This is a genomic window from Pedobacter sp. HMWF019, from assembly GCF_003061025.1.
Classification (GTDB): Bacteria; Bacteroidota; Bacteroidia; order Sphingobacteriales; family Sphingobacteriaceae; genus Pedobacter.
Map to the genome: position 1 here is coordinate 1 of NZ_QAIL01000088.1, position 9,368 is coordinate 9,368.

8 protein-coding genes are annotated in these 9,368 nt (G+C 40.2%); 6 read left to right on the top strand and 2 right to left on the bottom strand.

Going from position 1 to position 9,368, the window contains the following annotated elements; translation table 11 throughout:
• The 5 genes from DBR11_RS05705 to pdeM all read left to right on the top strand — a co-directional run.
• Positions 1-542 (top strand): Lrp/AsnC family transcriptional regulator (locus DBR11_RS05705; protein WP_108550647.1); only part of this gene is annotated, 542 nt, incomplete at its 5' end.
• Positions 543-819: 277 nt separating this feature from the next.
• The gene (locus DBR11_RS05710) at positions 820-1,821 is read left to right on the top strand and encodes a ligase-associated DNA damage response exonuclease (protein WP_108550648.1); all 1,002 of its coding nucleotides are present in this window, start codon (positions 820-822) and stop codon (positions 1,819-1,821) included.
• Complete coding sequence (locus tag DBR11_RS05715) at positions 1,818-3,440, top strand: ATP-dependent DNA ligase (RefSeq protein ID WP_108550649.1); 1,623 nt, start codon at positions 1,818-1,820, stop codon at positions 3,438-3,440. Before DBR11_RS05710 ends, DBR11_RS05715 begins: the two co-directional genes overlap by 4 nt.
• Positions 3,421-5,934: a ligase-associated DNA damage response DEXH box helicase gene (locus DBR11_RS05720; protein WP_108550650.1), complete on the top strand. Its 2,514-nt coding sequence runs from the start codon at positions 3,421-3,423 to the stop codon at positions 5,932-5,934. The genes DBR11_RS05715 and DBR11_RS05720 overlap by 20 nt, the downstream gene beginning before the upstream one ends.
• The gene (gene pdeM / locus DBR11_RS05725) at positions 5,931-6,566 is read left to right on the top strand and encodes a ligase-associated DNA damage response endonuclease PdeM (protein ID WP_108550651.1); all 636 of its coding nucleotides are present in this window, start codon (positions 5,931-5,933) and stop codon (positions 6,564-6,566) included. The genes DBR11_RS05720 and pdeM overlap by 4 nt, the downstream gene beginning before the upstream one ends.
• On the opposite strand, the gene DBR11_RS05730 is transcribed toward pdeM, so the two are convergent.
• Together DBR11_RS05730 and DBR11_RS05735 are read right to left on the bottom strand one after the other, a co-directional pair.
• A complete protein-coding gene (locus DBR11_RS05730) occupies positions 6,563-7,003 on the bottom strand; it encodes an NUDIX domain-containing protein (protein WP_108550652.1) in 441 nt (146 codons plus the stop codon). The two genes, pdeM and DBR11_RS05730, sit on opposite strands and share 4 nt — an antisense overlap.
• The gene (locus DBR11_RS05735; protein WP_108550653.1) at positions 7,000-7,980 is read right to left on the bottom strand and encodes a cation diffusion facilitator family transporter; all 981 of its coding nucleotides are present in this window, start codon (positions 7,978-7,980) and stop codon (positions 7,000-7,002) included. The genes DBR11_RS05730 and DBR11_RS05735 overlap by 4 nt, the downstream gene beginning before the upstream one ends.
• Positions 7,981-8,116: 136 nt before the next feature.
• On the opposite strand from DBR11_RS05735, the gene DBR11_RS05740 reads away from it, so the two are divergent.
• Entirely contained in the window at positions 8,117-9,310 is a 1,194-nt protein-coding gene (locus tag DBR11_RS05740) for a pyridoxal phosphate-dependent aminotransferase (RefSeq protein WP_199233771.1), read from the top strand.
• Positions 9,311-9,368: the final 58 nt, after the last annotated feature.

The following is a 9,368-nucleotide window of genomic DNA, read 5'->3' on the forward strand; positions in this document are numbered from 1 at the left end:
ATCTGGATGCAACAGACAGGGCTATCTTAATTCTATTACAGCAAGACGCTAAATTAAACAACAAAGAAATTGCAGCGCAACTTGACAAATCGACAAGTGCAATAAACGAAAGAATCCATCGGCTGAAGAGAAACAAAGTCATCAAAAACTACAGCGTTATTCTCAACCAAGAACAACTCTCCCCCTTTCAAACCATTTATTCGCATATTCAGCTTAAAATACATACAAAAGAAGTTGCACAAGAATTTATGGAGACTACAAGGCCTTTTCCTGAAATTATCTCTTGCAATCAGGTGACCGGCCCCATTGATTTCATTCTTAAAATCCTCACTAACGATCTTTCTGCTTACTACAGATTTCTTCACGAAAAGATCATTCCCCTACCCTATATTGGCCTGATCAGTACCTATGTTAGTATCAGCGAAGGAAAAAATGAAACTAAATTTCCACCTCAGTTATTTATGATCTTCTTTGCTTTTAAGAGTTGTATCTGCATTTTTCTTCAAAGTATCCTTTTTACTTTCGGAACTAGTGGATGCTGAAGTTTCCGGGGCATGGAGCTGCATTTTAGTGCGGTCGCAACTTTGAAGGAGAATAAAAGCTACCGCCATGAATAAGATTTGTTTCATTGAAAATCGTTTTTTAGACAACACAAACCTACAAACTAAAACAGTGATTTTTAAATTTTATATAAATTTTAAACATTTGATTACCAAACAATTACAATTGACTACAAAACCAATATCGTCAACTATCAAAAAAACAACACCAATAATATATAAATCCAAACCAATCCAGCCTTGAAATGTTATTATGCACATGGCCCTCATACAATTTACCAGCAAAGGCATTTACTGTACGCAAGGTGATTTTTACATTGACCCATGGAAACCGGTTAAACTTGCAGTAACCACGCATGGGCATGCAGACCATGTAAAATGGGGAAATCAGGCCTATTTGTGCCATGAATTAACTAAATCTATCTTGCTACAAAGACTTGGTGCCGACCTCCAGATCCAAACACTTCCTTATCGGCAACAAATTGACATCAATGGCGTAAAACTCAGTTTTTTCCCGGCCGGTCATGTTATAGGCTCAGCTCAGGTGAGATTGGAATATAAAGGAGAAATCTGTGTGGTATCTGGAGATTATAAGGTGGAGTATGACGGCATCAGTACTCCATTTGAACCTGTAAAATGCCATACGTTTGTATCGGAAAGCACTTTTGGCCTTCCGATCTACAAATGGCAGCCCCAGCAAATCATTTTTGATCAGATTAAGGACTGGATATCGGCCAATCGTGACGAAAACAAAACTAGCGTACTCGCGGCCTACAGTCTTGGTAAAGCCCAAAGACTGATCAAAGGCTTAGAGGGATACGGAGAAATCTATGTCCATCAGTCCATTGCAAACCTTAATGAAGGCTTTATACATGCCGGTATCAATTTACCTGATACCATTCGTATTACACCAGAAACCAAAAAAGAAGATCTACAGCGGGGTGTTGTTATCGTCCCGCCTGCACTTACAGAAAGCCGCTGGACCAAAAGCCTTCTTCATGCCGTCACGGGAATTTGCTCCGGCTGGATGCAGGTAAGGGCAGGCAGGAGATGGCGGAGTGCAGACGCCGGTTTTGCTCTTAGCGATCATGCCGACTGGCCTGGTTTACTGAGTGCAATAAAAGCCACAACAGCAGAAAGGGTATTTGTAACTCATGGATATAGTGCTGTTTTTTCTAGATATCTTAATGAAATTGGTATTTCTGCAGAAGAGGTAAAAACGCAATACGGCCAGGAAGAAGAAAAGGAGGAAGTACTGTGAAAAGATTTTCTCAATTGATCCAGCAGCTGGAGACAAGTAATAAAACCAATGATAAAATAGCGGCATTAGTTAGCTATTTCAATGAAGCTGATGATGTAGACAAACCGTATGTTATAGCCATGTTTACCGGCAAAAGGCCGAAGAGACCTGTCAGCACGGCATTACTTAAAGAATGGGCTATAGAAAAAAGCGGCATTCCTGATTGGCTGTTTTCTGAAAGTTACCACAATGTTGGCGACCTAAGTGAAACCATTTCACTCATCCTCCCGCCACCGAAACATCTGGTTAACCGTAAGCTTCAGGAATGGATCAGCGATCTGGCCTCTTTACAAGGAAAAGAGGATGTTTTTAAAAAAACCTTTATTTTATCTGCATGGGATAGCCTGGAAACTCAGGAACGTTTCATTTTCAATAAACTTATATCTGGAAATTTCAGAATTGGAGTATCCAGCAAAATGCTCGTAAATGCATTGGCCAAACAGAGTGATACGGAAAACAGTAAAATTATGCACAGCATTATGGGTAAATGGGAACCTTCCCAAATTACCTATCAGGACCTTATTGGAGGCGCTCATGTCAATACTGATAATTCCTGGCCATACCCCTTCTGTCTGGCCTACGCTTTGGAAGTTGAGCCTGAAAGCCTGGGTGCCCCGAAAGAATGGCAGGCAGAATGGAAATGGGATGGAATACGAGGACAAATTGTAAAAAGAAACGGAGAATTGTTTATTTGGTCACGGGGTGAAGAACTGGTTACGGAGCAATTTCCAGAGCTTCATTTTTTAAAAAAAGAACTGGAAGATGGTACAGTACTTGATGGCGAAATTCTTTCTATAAAAGAAGGAAAAGTACAAGCATTTAGTATTTTACAACAAAGACTTAATCGTAAGATCATCAATAAAGCACAGCTAAATGAAGCACCAATAGGCTTCTTTACTTACGATCTGCTGGAATATAAAGGAGAAGATAAAAGATCCGATGTTCTTAGCGTACGCCGGAAACAGCTAGAAAAGATCGTAGACAATTTACAGACCAAAAATGTGGTCATTTTATCACCGATTGTTAAATTTGACAACTGGTTGCAACTTGCAAAAGCAAGAGAAGATTCTAGAGACCTGAACAGTGAAGGGCTTATGCTTAAAAAAGCAGACTCTCTATACCATTCCGGCCGAAAAAGAGGCGATTGGTGGAAATGGAAAATCGACCCTTACACAGTAGATACCGTAATGATTTACGCACAAAAAGGCAGCGGCCGTAGAGCCAATTTCTTTACTGATTATACTTTTGCAGTGAGAGAAGGTGATCAGCTCATCACCATCGCGAAGGCCTACTCTGGTTTAACAGACAAAGAAATTAAAGAAGTAGATGCCTTTGTAAAAAAAAATGCAATTGAAAAATTTGGACCCGTTCGTACTGTAAAACCTGAGCTCGTCTTTGAAATTGCCTTCGAGGGAATTGCTGAGAGTAAAAGGCATAAAGCAGGTCTTGCCCTCCGTTTCCCAAGGATAGCCCGGTGGAGAAGAGATAAGACAGCAGATGAGATCAATACATTAGATGATTTAAAACAGCTTTTGCTCTTAACCTTAAATACCTCGATTCATGGAACTCAACAAGAGTAAAGGCTATAGACAAGTGAACAGTTGGCTGAAAAGCAAAAAAAGAAAACCTTTCCAGTTTCAAACTGATGCCTGGCAGTATTATGCAGAGGGTTACAGTGGTCTAGTTAATGCGCCTACGGGATTTGGAAAAACCTTTTCTATTTTCCTGGCAGTTGTTATAGATGAACTCAACAAGAGGGCAGATCAGAAACCAGTTTCATCAAAGAAAACAAAAAAATCAGCAGATGGATTAAGATTACTTTGGATTACCCCGCTCCGCTCTCTTGCTAAAGATCTGGCCAGAGCCATGAATGAGGTTTGCCAGGAATTGGATCTGGGATGGCATGTTGGAATCCGCAACGGAGACACTCCTCAAAATGAAAAACTGAAACAAAAGAAACAAATGCCAGAGGTGCTCATTATTACACCAGAAAGCATTCACTTGCTATTGGCACAAAAAAGCACTTTCAATTATTTCGATCAGCTGGAATGTATTGTTGCAGATGAATGGCATGAATTGATAGGAAGCAAACGGGGCGTTATGGCAGAGCTAGCCATTTCAAGGATCAAAGGCTTGCTTTTGAAAAAACACCCTGAAAGATTGCTCCGGGTTTGGGGCATTTCGGCTACTATAGGTAACCTGGAACAAGCCATGGAAGTCTTGGTACCCGACCAGGAATTTTTAAAAACGATTGTAAAAGCAGATCTGCAAAAGAAAATTGTCATTAAATCTATCCTTCCGGACCATATAGACATGCTGCCATGGGCAGGTCACCTGGGCCTTAAGCTGGCCCATAAACTTCTTCCCGTAATTCAAAAAAGCAAAACAACACTGATCTTCACCAATACACGTGGTCAGGCCGAACTATGGTATCAGGCCTTACTTGCGCAAGACGAAAATCTGGCTGGCCAGATTGCTATTCATCACGGTTCTATAGATTATGAACTCCGGAACTGGATTGAAGATGCACTGCATTCTGGTATTCTTAAAGCGGTCGTTTGCACCTCTTCGCTCGATCTGGGCGTAGATTTTAAGCCGGTCGATACTGTTGTTCAGATTGGCTCTCCAAAGGGCGTTGCTCGCTTCCTTCAACGTGCAGGACGTAGCGGACATTCTCCTCATGAAACCTCTAGAATCTATTTTCTTCCTACACATGCCCTGGAACTCGTAGAGGCAGCGGCTATAAAAGAAGCTGCAAGAACCAATAACATAGAGAGCCGGGAGCCCATTGTTATGGCATTTGACACTCTTATCCAATACCTGGTTACACTTGCCGTTGGAGATGGCTTTGACGATGAGCAAATCTTTTTTGAAGTTAAACAAACATATGCTTTCAAGGAACTTCTACCTCAGGAATGGAACTGGATCATGCAGTTTATCACCACAGGAGGCGAGAGCCTTACCGCTTATACCGAATTCAGTAAGGTAAACAAGGCTAAAGATGGATTATGGAAAGTGGAAAGCCGTCAAATTGCTATGCGCCACCGACTTCATATCGGTACCATAGTAAGTGATGCCATGCTCAAAGTAAAATACCTCAGCGGCGGTTATGTTGGCATGGTCGAAGAGTCTTTTGTTGCTAAAATGAAAACCGGTAGTAACTTCACATTGGCGGGCAGGGTATTGGAATTTATTATGATTAAGGAAATGATGGTATTGGTTAGAAAGAGTAAATTAAAACATGCTATGAGCCCAAGCTGGATGGGCGGACGCATGTCTTTAAGCGCCAATCTAGGTTCCACACTTCGGAAAAAGTATAATGAAACATTAGATAAGACTCACCAGGATGAAGAACTTGACTTCATCTTTCCCTTATTTGAAAGGCAGGCAAAAGTTTCCCATGTTCCCAAAAGTGATGAATTTCTAATTGAACTTATTCAAACCAGAGATGGATTCCATTTATTTGCTTATCCTTTTGAAGGTAGACAGGTACATGAAATTATGGCCTCCCTCATTGCTTACAGGTTGAGCAGGAAACAACCCATCACCTTTTCCATTGCCATGAATGACTATGGTTTTGAACTCTTAAGCGAGCAATCCATCCCACTGGATGAAGAGCACATCAAAAAACTGTTTAGCCCTGCAGATCTTGCAGCCGATATTGTAGCCAGCATTAATGCTACGGAAATGGCCCGCCGAAAATTCAGAGACATTGCCTGCATTTCCGGCCTCGTATTTCAGGGTTATCCCGGTAAATATGTTGCAAATAAACATTTGCAATCCTCTGCTGCACTATTTTTTAACGTATTTAGTGATTATGATAAACATAATTTATTATTACGCCAAGCTTATGATGAAGCATTTTATCAGCAAATTGAGGAACCCAGACTTGCTGCAGCATTACATCGTATACAGTTGAGTAAAATTATTTTAATAAAAACAGATCGGTATACCCCACTCTGCTTTCCAATCAAAGTAGACAGCCTGAGGGACAATATGAGCACAGAAGAACTGAGCCAGAGAATTGAGAGAATGACTGCTGAAGTAGAAAAAAGAAATATCAAAAAACGATGAACATTACCTGCAAAGAAGAACAGCTCATATTAGATAAAGAACGAGCAATTTACTGGCCCTCAAAAAAAATGCTGATTGTTAGCGACCTTCATATCGGCAAGTCTGCCCATTTCAGAAAGTCTGGCATACAGGTACCCGATGCCATCACTCATACCGATATTCAGCGTTTAACCCTGCTCATAAAGAGCTATCACCCCAAAATTTTATTGATTACCGGTGACATGTTCCACAACAACATTAACAGCGATGCAAATGCCTTTATGAACTGGAGAAAAAATATCAGCGATTTAAACGTCGTACTCATTAAAGGTAATCACGATGCCTTGAAAAACGAAGATTATCAGGCCTTGGAAATAGAAGTTCATCAAAAGGAACATCTCTGTTATCCATTTAGGTTTATACACGACCAACCGGTTGAAGCTGATGAATATTACAATCTGACAGGTCATATTCATCCAGGCGTAACACTCTACGGAAAGGCAAAACAGCGATTGCGTTTTCCTTGCTTTTATTTTGGCAGATATGGTGCCATATTACCGGCATTTAGCGTTTTCACCGGATTAAAATCGATTACACCCGAAGAAGGAGATCGTTTCTATGCCATTACGCCAGACCGGATTGTAGCTGTTTAAAGATCCATTTGCTTTAATAACATCTCAACTACCATACGATCTGTTTTAAAAGTAACATCTTCAACTTTCAGATTCTTCAGTTTGATCCAGCGAAAGGATTGTGTACTGTTTTCTGCAAAATCAAAAGCCTCGTTTTTAAAGGCCATTTCAAGCGGGCTCAATGCTTTGACAAAATAATAAATACTTAAAATCTGGCTATCGTTAAAGGAAGACTGTTCATAAAAATCAGTAGTATAGAAATGTTCCAGTACCTCAATCTCCACATCACATTCTTCCATAAACTCCCGCTTCAGTGCATCCTTTAAACCTTCGCCTAACTCCAGCCCTCCTCCGGGAAACTTGCTAAAACTTTTGCGTTCTGAATACTCATCGCTGATCAGCAGACCTTTATCCGGATCAATCAGTAAACCATATACTCTTACATTAAAATAGCTCATTTCTGGTCAAAGTGTTTTTTGTTCTTGGTTGCATTCTCTATAGTCCACTTAATCTCTCCTGCATATTTTTCCTGCCTCACAGGACATTCGTTTACCTTACAATAATGGCAGCATTCGGGCAAACACGGGTCTGCGTGAATGAACAATTCTGTGCTCCGGTCCCCATTGCCATTAACCAGTTTATCAATAGCAGAAATCTCTTTATGTACCCTGTTAAGATCAAAATAGTAAGGAAAAGTGAAATGGCAGTCAATATGAATATCTGCACCATATTGTTGTGCACGAAGATTATGTACATCAATCCACGGCTCTTCCCTATTGTCCTGCAATACTTCTACAATGTTTTTAACCAGCTCAATATTACTCTCGTCCATCAAACCTCCGACGGATTTTCTGGTCAGTTTATAACCGTTGTATACAATAAAAACACCCAGCAGGATAGAGATTACACCATCCAGCCAGTAAATTTCAGTTAATTTAATTAAGATTACCCCAACAACCAATCCTGCACTAGTTATGGCATCCACCATCAAATGTTTACCATCTGCCTCCAATGTTAGAGAATGGTGTTTTTTCCCAGTATTGATCAAAAAATAACCTGCCAGTAAATTCACAATGCCCGTTGCACCTATAATCATTGCCCCCTCAAATAACTGTTTAATCTCTGTTGGAAAGATCAGGTCATGAGCAGATTTGAAAATAATAATAATCCCGGCCAATCCAATCAGCACGCCTTCTACAAAGGCCGAAAAGAATTCTACCTTACCATGTCCGTAAGGATGGTTTTCATCTTTAGGGAGGGTAGCAAGGTAAATACTGTAAAACGCAAAACTACTGGCCATTACATTCACAATGCTTTCCGCAGCATCTGTAAGTATAGCGTTGGAATTGGTGATAAAATAAGCCGCAAATTTCGCAAGCATAAGCACTATGCTAACGCACAGGGCAACAAGGATGGCTTTTTTCTTAGGATGCAAACTTTAGTAATTAGCATCCAAAAATACGGTTTAAGAGTTAAAGTATATTAAAAAGTATTTTTTTTAGTTTAAAATTCCGCCAGGTTTCTATATTTGCTTTCTCACAAAATTATATTTTGCTTTCGCACAAACTATTATGACATTTTTATCCAAGAGAATCAACAACCTCTCAGAATCGCAGACCATTAAAATGGCAAAACTCGGTAGAGAACTATCCGCAAAAGGGATAGATGTAATCAACCTGAGCTTTGGTGAACCAGATTTTTTTACGCCAGAACACGTTAAGGAAGCGGCTAAAAAAGCTATCGACGAAAATTATTCTTATTATACTCCGGTATCGGGGTATCCGGAATTACGAAAGGCGATTGCTGAGAAGTTACTGAAGGAAAATGGACTAACTTATAATTTTGACCAAATTGTTGTGTCTACAGGCGCAAAACAGTCCCTGGCAAATGCAGTAATGTGCCTGGTTGACCCAGGGCAAGAAGTTATTGTACCAACACCTTACTGGGTATCTTATTCAGAAATGATCAAACTTGCTGAAGGTGAAACTGTTTTCATCAACGCAACTGTTGAGCAGAACTTTAAAATTACCCCAGAACAGCTGGAGGCCGCCATTACGCCAAAAACGAAACTATTCATGTTTTCCTCCCCTTGTAATCCTACAGGGTCTGTTTACAGCAAAGAAGAACTGGCAGGTTTAGTCGCCGTATTTGAAAAGCACCCCAACATATATATTCTGTCAGATGAGATCTATGAGCACATTAACTTTGTAGGCGAACATGCTTCCATCGCATCTTTTGATTCTATCAAAGACCGTGTTGTAGTGATCAATGGATTCTCTAAATCTTATGCCATGACAGGCTGGAGAGTGGGTTATATAGCTGCAAACAAAGAAATCGCAAACGCAGTAGATAAAATGCAAGGTCAGGTCACTTCAGGCACCTGTTCCATTGCACAACGCGCGGCATTAAAAGCCTACCAGGATGGGCTGGATACTGTTCATGAAATGGTTGCTGAGTTTAAAAAACGCAGAGACATCGTTTATGATTTGCTTAAAGAAATCCCTGGATTGAACGTTAACCTTCCTGATGGCGCATTTTATTTCTTCCCTGAAATAAAATCTTTCTTTGGAAAGGGTGTCGACGGACAAACAATCAATAATGCGGAAGACCTTTCTTTGTATCTGCTGAATGAAGCACATGTTTCTACTGTAACCGGTGAAGCCTTTGGAAATGACGATTGTATTCGTATTTCTTATGCGGCAGCTGAAGATAAATTAAGAGATGCTGTTTCAAGAATTGGAAAAGCACTGGCTAAATTAAAATAAATCTTAGAAGATATTAGAGAGGGTGTATTATAATCTATAAATACACCCTCTTTTTTTA

Bases quoted from the DNA above. Each gene is read 5' to 3' on its own strand.
- DBR11_RS05710 (WP_108550648.1), top strand. From the start codon at position 820: ATGGCCCTCATACAATTTACCAGCAAAGGCATTTACTGTACGCAAGGT.
- DBR11_RS05720 (WP_108550650.1), top strand. From the start codon at position 3,421: ATGGAACTCAACAAGAGTAAAGGCTATAGACAAGTGAACAGTTGGCTG.
- pdeM (WP_108550651.1), top strand. From the start codon at position 5,931: ATGAACATTACCTGCAAAGAAGAACAGCTCATATTAGATAAAGAACGA.
- DBR11_RS05730 (WP_108550652.1), bottom strand. From the start codon at position 7,003: ATGAGCTATTTTAATGTAAGAGTATATGGTTTACTGATTGATCCGGAT.
- DBR11_RS05740 (WP_199233771.1), top strand. From the start codon at position 8,117: ATGACATTTTTATCCAAGAGAATCAACAACCTCTCAGAATCGCAGACC.